Annotated in this window: 14 protein-coding genes and 1 riboswitch; of the genes, 4 read left to right on the top strand and 10 right to left on the bottom strand. The window is 55.3% G+C overall.

What is annotated here, in order from left to right; translation table 11 throughout:
- Nucleotides 1-109: 109 nt before the first annotated feature.
- Together bcp and KNP02_RS02165 are read right to left on the bottom strand one after the other, a co-directional pair.
- A complete protein-coding gene (gene bcp / locus KNP02_RS02170; protein WP_034778758.1) occupies nucleotides 110-547 on the bottom strand; it encodes a thioredoxin-dependent thiol peroxidase in 438 nt (145 codons plus the stop codon).
- Nucleotides 548-559: 12 nt separating this feature from the next.
- Complete coding sequence (locus KNP02_RS02165) at nucleotides 560-1375, bottom strand: nuclear transport factor 2 family protein (protein WP_214707008.1); 816 nt, start codon at nucleotides 1373-1375, stop codon at nucleotides 560-562.
- Nucleotides 1376-1547: 172 nt separating this feature from the next.
- Between KNP02_RS02165 and pruA the strand changes: the two genes are divergently transcribed.
- Nucleotides 1548-3092 (top strand): L-glutamate gamma-semialdehyde dehydrogenase, encoded by a 1545-nt coding sequence (pruA, locus tag KNP02_RS02160; protein WP_214707005.1) that lies wholly within the window; start codon nucleotides 1548-1550, stop codon nucleotides 3090-3092.
- Between the two features lie 85 nt (nucleotides 3093-3177).
- Here the strand turns inward: pruA and KNP02_RS02155 are convergent, their stop codons facing one another.
- The 6 genes from KNP02_RS02155 to KNP02_RS02130 all read right to left on the bottom strand — a co-directional run bounded on the left by KNP02_RS02155 (nucleotide 3178) and on the right by KNP02_RS02130 (nucleotide 8637).
- Nucleotides 3178-3993 (bottom strand): ZIP family metal transporter, encoded by an 816-nt coding sequence (locus tag KNP02_RS02155; protein WP_214706998.1) that lies wholly within the window; start codon nucleotides 3991-3993, stop codon nucleotides 3178-3180.
- A 95-nt stretch (nucleotides 3994-4088) separates the two neighbouring features.
- Nucleotides 4089-4553: a 6,7-dimethyl-8-ribityllumazine synthase gene (gene ribH / locus KNP02_RS02150; protein ID WP_034778766.1), complete on the bottom strand. Its 465-nt coding sequence runs from the start codon at nucleotides 4551-4553 to the stop codon at nucleotides 4089-4091.
- Nucleotides 4550-5734 carry a 3,4-dihydroxy-2-butanone-4-phosphate synthase gene (gene ribB, locus KNP02_RS02145; protein ID WP_214706996.1) on the bottom strand — a complete coding sequence of 395 codons (1185 nt, stop codon included), beginning with the start codon at nucleotides 5732-5734 and terminating at the stop codon, nucleotides 4550-4552. Before ribB ends, ribH begins: the two co-directional genes overlap by 4 nt.
- Entirely contained in the window at nucleotides 5734-6375 is a 642-nt protein-coding gene (ribE, locus tag KNP02_RS02140) for a riboflavin synthase (protein ID WP_214706994.1), read from the bottom strand. The genes ribB and ribE overlap by 1 nt, the downstream gene beginning before the upstream one ends.
- Entirely contained in the window at nucleotides 6356-7435 is a 1080-nt protein-coding gene (ribD, locus tag KNP02_RS02135) for a bifunctional diaminohydroxyphosphoribosylaminopyrimidine deaminase/5-amino-6-(5-phosphoribosylamino)uracil reductase RibD (protein WP_214706992.1), read from the bottom strand. Before ribD ends, ribE begins: the two co-directional genes overlap by 20 nt.
- 152 nt (nucleotides 7436-7587) lie before the next feature.
- A riboswitch (FMN riboswitch) is annotated at nucleotides 7588-7730 on the bottom strand.
- A gap of 94 nt (nucleotides 7731-7824) precedes the next feature.
- Complete coding sequence (locus KNP02_RS02130; RefSeq protein WP_214706990.1) at nucleotides 7825-8637, bottom strand: undecaprenyl-diphosphate phosphatase; 813 nt, start codon at nucleotides 8635-8637, stop codon at nucleotides 7825-7827.
- A gap of 450 nt (nucleotides 8638-9087) precedes the next feature.
- Here KNP02_RS02130 and KNP02_RS02125 point away from each other — a divergent pair, with 450 nt between their 5' ends.
- Complete coding sequence (locus KNP02_RS02125) at nucleotides 9088-9729, top strand: homing endonuclease associated repeat-containing protein (protein WP_233004553.1); 642 nt, start codon at nucleotides 9088-9090, stop codon at nucleotides 9727-9729.
- 390 nt (nucleotides 9730-10119) lie between these two features.
- Here KNP02_RS02125 and KNP02_RS02120 read toward each other — a convergent pair whose 3' ends face one another.
- Nucleotides 10120-11802: a GGDEF domain-containing protein gene (locus KNP02_RS02120; RefSeq protein ID WP_214706982.1), complete on the bottom strand. Its 1683-nt coding sequence runs from the start codon at nucleotides 11800-11802 to the stop codon at nucleotides 10120-10122.
- Between the two features lie 121 nt (nucleotides 11803-11923).
- Nucleotides 11924-12754 (bottom strand): DegV family protein, encoded by an 831-nt coding sequence (locus KNP02_RS02115; protein ID WP_214706973.1) that lies wholly within the window; start codon nucleotides 12752-12754, stop codon nucleotides 11924-11926.
- Nucleotides 12755-12922: 168 nt separating this feature from the next.
- On the opposite strand from KNP02_RS02115, the gene KNP02_RS02110 reads away from it, so the two are divergent.
- Both KNP02_RS02110 and KNP02_RS14790 read left to right on the top strand, forming a co-directional pair.
- Nucleotides 12923-13468 (top strand): ABC transporter ATP-binding protein, encoded by a 546-nt coding sequence (locus KNP02_RS02110; protein WP_251129105.1) that lies wholly within the window; start codon nucleotides 12923-12925, stop codon nucleotides 13466-13468.
- Complete coding sequence (locus KNP02_RS14790; RefSeq protein WP_251129104.1) at nucleotides 13444-13620, top strand: hypothetical protein; 177 nt, start codon at nucleotides 13444-13446, stop codon at nucleotides 13618-13620. Before KNP02_RS02110 ends, KNP02_RS14790 begins: the two co-directional genes overlap by 25 nt.
- Nucleotides 13621-13623: the final 3 nt, after the last annotated feature.

Here is a 13623-nt window from a genome sequence, read left to right as displayed (position 1 = left end):
TACCTCTTTGACGCTTCGTATTGCCTTGCTTCTAGATTTAGTATTTGAAATAAATTTGTAATGACCATCCCATAAAAAAACGGCCTCCCCTCAAGGAAGCCGTCGCCATTTATGATGTGAGCGCCGCGACGACTTCGTCGACGTGCCCGTTCACTTTCACACTGCGCCATTCCTGTTCGATATAACCGTCCTCATTGATGAGGAACGTCGAGCGGACGATGCCGTAGTACTCTTTCCCGTAGTTCTTCTTCAACTGCCAGACGCCATACAGTTCCGATACCTCATGCGTGTCGTCGACGAGCAAATCGAACGGAAGCTCGTGTTTGGCGATGAAGTTTTGGTGCTTCTTCTGGCTATCGGCCGAGATGCCGAGGACAACGGCCCCGTTCAATCTCGGTGTCGCGTCACGGAAATCACACGCCTCGGTCGTGCAGCCCGGCGTCGCGTCCTTCGGGTAGAAATAAAGGACGACTTTCTGACCACGATAGTCCTCGAGCGAGATCATGTCCCCGTTTTGGTTCGGTAATGTGAATGTCGGTGCTAACATGTTATTTCCTCCTTATCCGAACGACGGGTCGACGAGATTCTCGTCATAACCGTCGATCGCTTGTTCTAATTTTTGTTTGAGCGGTTCGAGCACTTCGAGATACTCGACCGGATCTTCTGTTGCAGCGGCCTTTTTAAGTGCCGCCTCATTGTCGGTATACCACGTCCGGTACGCCTCGAAGTAGTTGGCCATCGTGTCTTGGTTCTCTGGTACGGTGAGTGTCTCAGACATGAGCAAGAAGACGTTATTGTCGGCCTCGAGCGCGACGTAGTCGGTTTGGGCGTTCACTTGGTCATAAATCGGGCCAGCCTCGTCTTCCGGCACTTCGGCGAGACGGGCGTTCGCTTCTGCATTCACGCCGTACTCGTTCGCCTCGATTCCCGTCAACATGTCGCCAACTTCCCCAATCACGTCGGCCGGGATAAGAGCCGGGGTGACGACGAGTTTCCAGTCCTCCCCTTCTTTGATAGCGACTTTCGAGAGTCGGTTCGGCAGTTCATTGCCGTCCGCGTCCTCCATCTCATGGACGATGAACGCGACGTCCCCGTCCTCGTTCACCCAGCTCTCGTACATATCGCCTGGTGTGAGCTCGCGCGTCTTCGCGCCCGTTGCCGGGATGTCAGTCAACTCGCCCGCATAGTCGATGGCTTTGAGTGCCGCCGCATCACCGTTTTCGAGCGCTTGTTGGTATGACGTATACAAGGTCTCGACCGCTTCCGGGAGCGGCGTTTTCGTCTCTTCGGCCGCCTCTTCCGTCGGCGTTTCGTCTGCCGTCCCGCATCCCGCGAGCAACACGGTCAGCGCGAGCGGCATCATCCACTTGTTCATTCAATCATTCCCTTCGCAAGTCGTCCTGTACCCTCATCCTACCACGACTCGATTTCGAGCGAAAACGACACGCTTTTCTGGAAAATTGTTTCACTAGGATTTCACCAAGATTTTCGATACAATACAGACGTAAGCGCTTAACTGCTTGATCACTTTTTAAGGGGGAACGAGAATGATTCCATACAAACATGAACCATTCACAGACTTTACAAACAAAGAGAACGCCGCAGCCATCCAAGCGGCAATCGAGAAGGTGAACGGTGAGCTCGGGAAAGACTATCCGCTCGTAATCGGTGGGGAAAAAGTTACGACGGAAAGCAAAATCACGTCTTACAACCCAGCTAACAAAGAAGAAGTCATCGGACACGTCTCGAAAGCGAACCAAGAGCTCGCGGAGCGTGCGATGCAAGAAGCGCTCACTGCGTTCGACTCATGGCGTCACGTCGACCCGGCCGTCCGTGCCGACGTCTTGTTCAAAGCGGCGAACATCGTCCGCAAGCGCAAGCACGAGTTCTCAGCTTACCTTGTCAAAGAGGCAGGCAAGCCGTGGAACGAAGCAGACGCGGATACAGCGGAAGCGATCGACTTCATGGAGTACTACGCACGTCAAATGCTCGAGCTCAAACCAGGTAAAAAAGTCGAGAGCCGTCCGGGCGAATACAACCGCTATGACTACATCCCACTCGGGGTCGGGATTGTCATCAGCCCTTGGAACTTCCCGTTCGCGATCATGGCAGGGACGGCCGTCGCGGCCATCGTCGCCGGTAACACGATCCTCTTGAAACCAGCTTCGACGACACCGATCGTCGCTGCGAAATTCGTCGAGGTCATGGAAGAGGCAGGCTTGCCGAAAGGCGTCCTCAACTTCATCCCGGGACCAGGCGCTGAAGTCGGTGACTACCTCGTCGACCATCCGAAGACACGCTTCATCAGCTTCACAGGTTCACGTGATGTGGGCTTGCGCATCAACGAGCGTGCCTCGAAATTGAACGACGGCCAAATCTGGCTCAAACGCGTCATCGCTGAGATGGGCGGAAAAGACACGATCGTCGTCGACGAATCAGCGGACCTCGAACTCGCGGCCCAATCGATCGTCAAATCAGCATTCGGTTTCTCAGGTCAAAAATGTTCGGCTTGTTCGCGCGCCGTCATCGTCGACAGCGTGTATGACACGGTGCTCGATCGCGTCGTCGAATTGACGAACGAACTCTCGGTCGGCAACACGGAGCAGAACGAACATTTCATGGGACCGGTCATCGATGCGGCCGCGTTCAAGAAGATCACATCATACTTCGACGTCGCCAAAGAAGAAGGCAAAATCGTCGCCGGTGGTAAAGCCGACGACTCGACAGGCTACTTCATCGAGCCGACGGTCGTCGCTGACGTCGCGCCGAAAGCACGTCTCATGCAAGAAGAGATCTTTGGACCGATCGTCGCCTTCACGAAAGCGAAAGATTTCAAAGAAGCAATCGACATCGCCAACAACACGGAATACGGCTTGACGGGTGCCGTCCTCACGCGTGACCGCTCGAACCAAGAGTACGCGCGTCAGAACTTCCACGTCGGCAACTTGTATTTCAACCGTGGTTGCACAGGCGCCATCGTCGGCTATCAGCCGTTCGGCGGGTTCAACATGTCAGGCACAGACTCAAAAGCAGGCGGACCGGATTATATCCAACTCCACATGCAAGCAAAAACGACGTCTGAGACGTTTTAATCCAAAAGCCCGGCTCATTTGAGCCGGGCTTTTCACTACATAAAGGAGCGCCGACGCAACCGTCAGCGCTCCTTTTGTCATGCCCTCACCCGAGCGCTACATCTAAAATCATCATGATCGTGAAGCCGAGCATCAATGCCATCGATGCCATATCTTTATGCCCGTTCTCTTGCGACCCAGGGATGACCTCTTCGACGACGACGAAAATCATCGCCCCGGCGGCAAAGCTGAGCGCGAACGGCAACAGCGGCTCCATGACGAGCACGGCCCAGACACCGACCAAGGCAGCCGCCGGTTCGACCATGCCCGATAACTGACCGTAGAAAAAACTTCGGCGCCGGGAGAGCCCGTCTCGCCTGAGCGGGAGCGACACGGCGGCACCTTCCGGAAAGTTTTGAATGCCGATCCCGATGGGCAACGCGATGGCACCCGTCAGCGAAGCGGACGGGAAATCGGCCGCGACCACCCCGAAGGCGACGCCGACGGCCAGTCCTTCCGGAATGTTGTGCAGCGTGATCGCCAAGACGAGCAACGTGCTCCGCTTTCGTTTTTGCGGGCGGATACCTTCCGCGTCCTCAATCGGAGATGTCGGATGCACGTGCGGGATCAGTTTATCGACGACCGCCAAAAACAGACCGCCCGCTAAAAAGCCGACGGTGGCCGGCAACCAAGCCGGCATCGCGTCTTGCTCCGCCATCTCGATGGCTGGCGCAAGGAGTGACCAAAAACTAGCGGCGATCATGACCCCGCCGGCAAACCCGAGCATACTGTCCATCAACCGCGCGTTGATCGACTTCGTCATAAAGACGATGGCCGCCCCAAGCGCGGTCATCCCCCACGTGAACATCGTCCCGAGCAGTGCCTGCATGGCCGGGCTCAGTTGAGCCACCCATTCCCACATCACCGTCGCCCCCTTTTCACCTTATTCTTTTCCCGGGACACACGCGTTGCTAACGACAAAAAAAGAGGAGAGCCGATTCGCTCTCCTCCATACTATTAAAACGCGCGCATCAAGTTCGCCATCTCGATGGCCGCCGTTGCCGCTTCCCAGCCTTTGTTCCCGGCTTTCGTGCCGGCGCGCTCAATGGCCTGCTCGATCGTCTCGGTCGTCAAGACGCCGAAGATGACCGGTACTTCTGACTGATAACTTGCTTGGGCGACACCTTTCGCCGCTTCGCTGCAGACGTAGTCGAAGTGTGGCGTCGCCCCGCGGATGACGGCACCGAGTGTGATGACGGCGTCATATTTCTTGCTCATCGCCATCTTTTTGGCGACGAGGGGGAGTTCGAACGCTCCCGGGACGAATGCGATCTCGACGTCATCTTGTTCGACGCCGTGGCGCTTGAGCGCATCTTTCGCCCCGTCCAGCAAGCGCATCGTGATGAGATCATTGAACCGTCCGACGACGATTCCGACTTTCAAGCCTTTTCCGACCAAGTTTCCTTCAAATGTATGCATCATGATTCTTCTCCTCCAAAGTGGTTCATTTTTTGTTGTTTCGTCATTCGGTACTTCTCGTTCGCCGCATGGGCGCCGACGATAATCGGGACACGTTCGATGACCGTGATCCCGCACGCTTCCAAGGCTTCGACTTTTTCCGGGTTGTTCGTCATGAGCCGGACTTTCGTGATCCCGAAGTCACGAAGCATCGCCGCGCTGACCCGGTAATCGCGTAAATCGGCGTGCAGACCGAGCGCGACGTTCGCCTCGACCGTATCAAGCCCTTGTTCTTGTAGTTCGTACGCCTTCAACTTGTTGAGCAGACCGATGCCGCGCCCTTCTTGTCGCATGTACAAGATGACACCGCCTTCGGCTTCCACTTTCGCCATCGCTGTGTCGAGTTGTGGCCCGCAATCGCAACGATAGGAGCCGAACACGTCGCCGGTCAGACACTCGGAATGGATGCGGACGAGCGGCGCATGTTCGAGTTCACCTTTCAGGAGTGCGACGTGCTCTTCCCGGTCGAGGACGTTCCGATACCCGATCAATCGGAAGTCCCCTTTCACCGAGGGGAGCGATACGTCCGCCTCTCGACTGACGAGGTCCGTCTCCATATAGCGGACGAGCGCCTCGATCGTGATGAATTTTAAATCATGCTCTTCCGCGACGCGTGCGAGGTCCGGCACCCGGGCCATCTCGCCATCCGGGCGGATAATCTCACAGATGACGGCGACCGGTTCACTTCCGGCGAGTCGCGCCAAATCGACCGACGCTTCCGTATGTCCACGTCGTACCGAGACGCCACCTTTTTTCGCGATGAGCGGGAAGATATGTCCCGGACGTTGAAAATCAGCCGGACGGGCGTTGATGTTCGCGAGTTCGCGCACTGTATGCGCCCGTTCGCTCGCCGAGATGCCCGTCGTCGAATCGATGTGATCGACGCTGACCGTGAACGCCGTCCCGTGTGGATCGGTGCTGTTTGCGACCATCGGCTGCAAATCGAGCCGGACGGCCACTTCTTCGGCGAGGGAGGCGCAGACGAGCCCTTTCCCTTCCGTGATGAGGAAGTTCATCGTCTCAGCCGTCATTTTGTCCGCGAGGACGACGAAGTCCCCTTCGTCCTCGCGGTCCTCATCGTCGACGACGATAATCGGTCGTCCCATCTTCAAGTCTTCGACTGCTTCTTCAATCGTGTGGAACATTACCATCCCGCCTTTCCATACCCTTGCGACGCCAGCGATTCGAGCGTCATCGGTTTTTGACTTACGAGTTTTTCCATATATTTAGCTAACATGTCACATTCCAAATTGACCGCGTCTCCGGCCTGTTTCATCCCGAGTACCGTCTCACTGTACGTGTGCGGGATGAGCGACAACGTGAACCCGCGTTCGGTGACATCAAACACCGTCAAGCTCGTCCCGTCGACCGAGATCGAACCTTTCGGGACGATGTAGCGGAGGAGCGACGGTTCGCAGCTGATGTCGACATAGACGGCGTTCGCGAGCGACCGTTTTTTGACGATACGTCCGACGCCATCGACGTGACCCGAGACGAAATGGCCGCCGAAGCGTCCGTTCGCGGGCATGGCCCGCTCCAAGTTGACGTTCGTGCCGGGGCGGACCCCGTCAAAACTCGACGCCTTGAGCGTCTCCGGCATGACGTCGACCGAGAAACTGTCGCGATCGAACGTCGTCACGGTGAGACAGATGCCGTTGACGGAGATGCTGTCGCCGAGCTTCACATCCTCGAGGACGACCTTCCCGCTCAGCGTGAGCCGAAGTGACGGACCGTTCCGTTTCACTGCCTTGACACTGCCGATCTCTTCAACGATTCCCGTGAACATCGGACCCCTCCTTTCGCATGATCAGTTTGATGTCGGTACCGACCGTCTCCACCGTTTGAACGTCGAACCGCTCAACTGCATCGAGCGGACCGTCATGATGCGAGCGGTAGAAACCGCCCTTGCCGCCGAATACGCGTGGCGACTGGTACATGACCCACTCGTCGACGAACTGTCCGTCCAAGAGTGAAGTGACGAGTGTCGGTCCCGCTTCGACGAGCATACGACCGACGCCGCGTGCGTAGACGTCTTGCAGGACAGCTTCGAGCGATGTGTAGTCGGGGATTTCGACGCCATTCGCTGTCAGCGCGTCACGTTTTGTTTGGTCGTCCGAAGTCGTGTACAGAAGCACCGGTACGTCGGTCGCCGTTCGGACGAGCTGACTCGAGAGCGGCGTACGCAACTCACGGTCGAGCACGATTCGGAGCGGTTGTGTCGTCTCACGGTCGAGCCTGACAGTCAGGGCCGGATCGTCGACGAGGACGGTGCCGACACCGGTCAAGACGGCGTCGACCGTCGCCCGCAGTTCATGGACGTCCCGTCTCGCTACTGTCCCGGTCACCCACTTGCTGTCACCGTGATCAAGCGCGACTTTGCCGTCTAGGCTCGTCGCCGTCTTCAAGATGACGTATGGCCGCTTCGTCTCGAGTGAACGCAAGAACGCCGTATTGAGCGCCCGCGCCTCACGCTCGAGCAGCCCGACCTCGACGTCAATCCCGGCCGCTTTCAATCGAGCGATGCCGCGCCCTGAGACGAGCGGATTCGGGTCTTCCATCGCGATGACGGCACGCTTGATCCCGGACTCGACGAGCAGGTCGGCACACGGCGGCGTCTTGCCGTGATGCGAGCACGGTTCGAGCGTGACGTACATCGTCGCGCCATAGGCGGCGGCCCCGGCCATGCGGATGGCGTGCACCTCGGCATGCGCTTCCCCAGCTTTCAGATGAGCGCCGAATCCGACGACCCGGCCGTCTTTGACGACGACGGCGCCGACGCGCGGGTTGATGCCGGTCGATGAGGCGGACTTGGCCAATTGGATGGCTTGTTGCATGTACTGATTCATAATCTCCCTCCTTGTTTCGCACAAACAAAAAGACCTCAAGGAATGATCCTCAAGGTCTCGGTGGGAGGTGTCGGTCGTCATTTGGGCAAGCCAAATAAGCGTTTTCTTTACAGAAAAACGTACGACGAACTACAGGTCGCGCGGACCTGTTCTGTTTCCTTCTCCCATCCAGACTATACTGTCGGCTCTAGAATCGCACTAGATCCACCGTTCGCACACGTGCGCCCGGGTCACGGACTTAAGGCTCGCGCCCATCACCGCCGGTTGGGACTTTCACCCGACCCCGAAGGAATATTTGTTTGTACACCTTCACTTTAGCGCAAAAATAAATCGATGGCAAAACGAAATGCGCAAAAAAGGCGCCGCTCGTATGAGCAACGCCTTGAAAATCAAGCCAAGAATAGGACGACGAGGAGACCGACGATCCAGCAATAGAACGAGAAATACTTGAGCTCGCCTTTTGCCATGATGTGTTGGAACCATTTGAGCGAGATGGCCGTGAGCGCGTACGAGGCGATGAACGCCAAGATGAGCGGTCCGAACAGTTCGCGCGTTTCCGGATTCGTGAACAAGGCGGGCCCATCTAAAATCATCGTCCCGAGACTGACCGGGATGAATAAGAAGAACGAGAAGCGGAGGGCCGACTCTTGCTTGATGCCGAGGAGCATCGCCATGACGATTGTGGCGCCGGAGCGGCTGATCCCTGGAATGAGTGCGACCGCTTGAGCAAGTCCAATCAAAATCGCGTCGCGGAGCGTGATGCCGCCGTCGCCTTTGTTCCCGCGCATGTTGCGGATGAACCAGAGCGCAAGCCCAGTCAAGATGAGCGTGTAACCGACCGTGGCGACTCCACCGAGCGTCTCCCCGATCCAATCACCAAACAAGACACCGAGCAAACCAGCCGGGACGGTCGCGATGAGCAAGAGCCCGATGAACTTAACATCAATCATCGTTTCGTCACTGCGATCTTTCTTAAATAAGAACGTCCACAGACTGACGACGAGACGGACGACGTCTTTCCGATAAATCGTCAAGACGGCGAGGAGCGAGGCAAAGTTCACGAATATCTCGAACGAGAGTCCCGGCAGTTCGATATCGAACAGCTCTTGGAAGATGACCAAGTGACCGCTTGACGAAATCGGGATCGGCTCCGTGAAGCCTTGAATCAAACCGAGCAGTAAGTAGAACAACCATATTGTCATATCGTAATATCCTCTTTTCTTTTTTACATCAATTCCATTATTTTAGCAGACCGCCTATTCCACTGACCACCCTTTCAAAAAAAATCGTTATTTTCAAAACTTTCATTGATTAGTCTGAAAATTAAATTTATTATAGAAGAGTACTCAACTGGTGCAACGGTGATGACCCCATTGGCCAGTTGGGTACTTTTTCGTACAGAATATGACATTTCAGCCACCATAAAACTTTTTGTTTACAATTGAACCCATTTAATATTAAATTTTTAATAGAACTGTTACCATTTTTTCTAATTTCATACCAGACCTTAGACCTATCCCATTTCAAATTTGGTATGAAAAACTTGAAAAATGCACTTATAAATTGTAAAAACTGGCCGATAGTATGATTGTAGAAGCAATTTCGTAATCTTTGTCGGTTCAGATATGAGTCCATGGAAGGAGGAACCATCATTGAGTCAAACGCTATCCACTAAATCCCACCACTTGTCCACCGAGCAACAGAGGATGATTCACTGTATCCGTCTACTCGGCGACTTGTTGAAGGAACGTCCACGTCGCTCTGTGTATCGTCGCTTCGCGATGGAACAAAGCTGGCCATCTCCCGAGTCGATTATCCGACAGTTCGGGTCATGGGCCGAGGCGCTCGCCATCGCCGGCTACGAATGGCATGGAGAGGCGACCGTCGACCTCCCGGATAAAATGCCGAAGTACACGCGCGAAGATATCATCGAGACGCTTGCCCTCTACTCGCGTGACATGGGATCGATTATCACGCTCAAAAAATATCAGGAATGGCGCAAGCTTCATCCGAAAGCACCGAGCCATTACCATATCGTCAAGACGTTCGGCTCATGGCACGATGCGTGTGCCGAGGCCGGACTTGAAGCGAGTGTGACCTACTCCAAATCCGAGCTCTCGAACGCACTTCGTGAAGCGATTCACGAGATGGGCTTCTCTCTTTCCTTTGAAGCGTATCGCGAATGGGCAAAACGAAACAACAAACCATCCACGAAAGCCATCCTTCATCGTTACGGCTCGTGGTCGGCTGCGATTCACGCGGTCGAGTCAGAAATCTTCAATCAGAAATTATAATCTTTCATTCATAAGGAGGACGCCGGGTATCCGGTGTCCTCCTTTATTTTGTAGGTGTACCGTTGTCGCTCGTCCTTTCGGCGCCCACGCTTTCTGCAGGCAATCCCGGAGCCGCATCGCTTACGCTGCTGGGTCTCCGTCGGATTGCTGTTCTGCAAGAGTCGGGGCGCCGAGGGACGAGCGAATCGAATTCGATTTAACATTCGTTCAACGGCGCCTAGGCCGGTGCCCGAACTCCTAGGGGAGGGCGATGCAAGGATGACCCCGTAAAGCGCGGCACGCGCTGCGGAGGCATCCGCATCGCCCCAGGAACGGAGGGCATCGGCCCAAGCATCGTTCATGTTGATCAGACAAAAAAGGAGAACACCGATGAGCCGGTGTTCTCCTTCATCATTGAATCCGTTCCGTCGACGTGTCGCGGTAATGGGCGACCCGGTCCCGTCCATTGAATTTCGCACCGACGTACATGGCCCGGTCGGCGTGGCGGAGCAATGTATCGAGATCCTCGTACTCGTGGATCGTCTCGATGCCGATGCTCGCCGTCACCTGGACGCGAATCCCTTCCAATCCGAACGGATGGTTGCGGAGCGCTTGACGAATCTTCTCCCCTGTCACGATGGCCGCGGCCTCATCCATCCGTGGGAAGACGAAGACGAACTCTTCGCCGCCGTAACGGGTGACGAGGTCCCCGCTTCGGATGAGACGCGTAAACAACACGCCGGCCTCAATCAACACCTCATCCCCGAACGCGTGACCGTACGTGTCGTTGATCGCCTTGAAATGATCGAGGTCGACCAAGAACACCGACAACGGATACGATGCGACATCGTTCAACCGCTCTTTCGTCCACCGCTTGAGCGCCCGCTGGTTCGGGAGTCCCGTCATCGGATCGGTCAAACTTTCATGTTGGAGACGGTTCCGTTCGTCGATCCGTTCGAGCGACCAGGACAGTGTCTTCAACAGGCGATGGAGCTCGACGGCGATCGCCCCGTCGTAAGCCCCGTTCGCCGTCGTCGAGATCATACAGCTGACCGCGTTCGTCGTGCTCGACACCGGTTGGATGACGAGTGCCGAATGATGGAGCTCGGTTTGATGTGCCTGCAGGTCGGGATGCCACTCATGAAGCGAATCATACACAAAGTACGGTTCTTCCGCGTCGCGGTGCCGTTCGAGTGTGGAGGCGTCGGCGACGGGGGTGGACGTACGGCCGCTGATATCATAAAACGTCCGGTGCCCGTCCCGATTGACTTGAAGCCAGCCGCGCTCGAGCTCGACGACTTCCCGGAGCCCGTTCCAAAACTTCTCGATGAGCAGTTGCTCGTTGTCGACGCGGTACAGTTGCTCTTTCAACCGTTCGACTTGATCGATTTTCGACTGCGTCTCTTCGGTCTCCGTCGCTTTCGATAACCCCATCTTGAGGAGCGACAGGATGAGGAACGTCGCCATCAGCCCCGTGTATCCGAACAGTTGGAACGCCTCGATGGCGACCATCGTGAACAACAGCTCGAGCGAGATGACGAGCCAGTCAAAACGGAGCAAACGCCACATGATCGGGAGCGGGATCCGTTCCCCAATCAAGAACCGCGATAGCAGGAAACTGAAGCCGAGGACGAGGAACAAGACGGCAAAGAACCCAATCAGCGCCGTACCTTGTTCGAGCAGATGAACGTTCGGTCCAATCTTTCCGCCGAGCCGCAAATAGACGAGCCCCGGCAAGACGAGGAGCATCGCCTCAATCAACGTATTGAGCGGATAGAAATGCAAAAAACGCCGACGTCCGACTTTGTTCGTGAACGTCCGGGCCTGAAACGTGAGTAAGAGGAGCTGTCCCATCAACAAGGCCGGCAACAGGCCGTACAAGAAGAACGTCATGAAGACGAACATCTCATGGAACGTAAAGTGAAGGTGCCGCCGCTTGAGCGGGTTCATGACGAACAGGGCGCCGAGCGTGAAGATGAACCAAAATAACGACCAATCAAACGTACCGATGCCGAGCCACATGTAGGCGAGGATTCCCATGAAGACGAGCGACCACGAGAACCAGCTTCTGATGAGGTACTTCCGAAATCGCATCGTCTCCCCCCTTTTCATTATCATTCCTACATAGTATGAAGGGTTTTGGTGGAAGATTCCAGCCGTTGTTTGAAAGTTGTGACAATGAAAAAAGATCGCGACTCGCGTCACGATCCTGTCATCACTTTGCTTTTAAGAACGAAAAACCGATCGAGCCTGACCCCGTGTGGGCCCCAAGGAGCGGTGCGAGTGTGTCGACCCGAATTTTGGCTTTGTCGCCGAGCTCACGTTTCCACGACTCGGCCAGTTCTGGCACGTTCCCGTGGAAAATCGAGACGTCCGTGCATTCACCCGAATCGATGACTTGACGGAGCGCTTCGAACAACTGGGCTTGCGCCTTCTTATACGTCCGAACCGTTTGATACGGAACGATAAGACCGTCTTCGAAGCGAAGCACCGGCTTCAATTGCAACATATTCCCGATGAGCGCTTTCGACTTCGAGATACGGCCGCCTTTTTGCATTTGTGTCAAGTTTTGCAAAATCAATTCGATGTGGACGTCCTCGGTTCGTTGTTTCATATATGCTTCGACGTCCTCGAGCGTATCTCCACGCTCGACGCGTTCAATCAACTCTTCGAGCATGAGCCCCATCGTGTAGATGCCGGCCCGTGAGTCGATAGCGAGCAGTTTGAACTCGGCGATCTCTGCGCCTTGAACCGATGCCGAATACGTCCCGCTCAAGTCCGACGACAAGTGGACGGCGATGCCCATATCATATTGATCTTTGATGCTCTCATACAAGGTGACGAAGTCGCCGATGGCCGGTTGGCTTGTCGAGACGCGTTCACCTGCGTCGATCCATTCGTATACAGTCTTGGCATCGACCTCGACCCCATCTTTATACGGCTGGTCGCCTTTGACGACGTAGAGCGGAACGATATGGATGTCCGGGTGGTGTTGAATCGAATCAGGAAGGACGACCGTGCTGTCCGTAATATAAGCAATTTTCATAGTAGGATTCTCCTTAAATCAAGATTAGTACCTGGTAATATTATTTTATCACAGGTGAAGCGGTTTCACTATTTTTTCAAAATTGAAATCCTATGAAGTTTCACATATTCCCGTCCGCGATGTGCTCGAAACGGGTAAAAGATAACATCGGACAAAGGAGGAATCGGTATGATTCACATTCAGCACGTCAATAAAGTCTATAAGACCGGGGACATCGAGACCACGGCGTTGAAAGACATCGATTTGACGATCAATGACGGGGCCTTCGTCGTCATCCTCGGCCCGAGCAGGAGCGGCAAGAGTACGCTGTTGAACGTCATCAGCGGCCTCGACACGGTGACGTCCGGGACGATCACGTTCGGTGACACCGTCTTGACGGACTTATCGTCCGAGCAGATGACAGCGTTTCGACGCGACCATCTCGGCTTCATCTTTCAACAATATAATCTACTCCAAAACTTGACCGTCTACGAGAACGTTCAAATCGGGGCCGATTTATCGACCGACCCGCTCCCGATCGAAGAGTTGTTGGATCAAGTCGGGTTAGCGGCTGCCCGCGACAAATACCCGTACCAATTGTCGGGCGGCGAACAACACGCGTCTCGGTCGCCCGGAGTCTCGCCAAAAATCCGTCCATCATCTTCTGCGACGAACCGACGGGCTCGCTCGATGAGGACAATTCAAAACGGGTGCTCGAACTGCTCGAGCGCTTGAACGAGACGTACAACAAGACGGTCGTCGTCATCACGCATAACACGGGCATCAGTGAGATGGCCGATGACGTCATCAAAATGAACTCGGGACGGATCGTGGAGTACACGCACAACCCGGTCCGAAAAGCCGCTTGCGACATCCACTGGGGGTGAGAC

The sequence above is a fragment of the Exiguobacterium sp. s40 genome, from assembly GCF_018617905.1.
Taxonomy (GTDB): domain Bacteria; phylum Bacillota; class Bacilli; order Exiguobacteriales; family Exiguobacteriaceae; genus Exiguobacterium; species Exiguobacterium mexicanum_A.
This window is presented reverse-complemented; position numbering and strand designations above follow the sequence as displayed.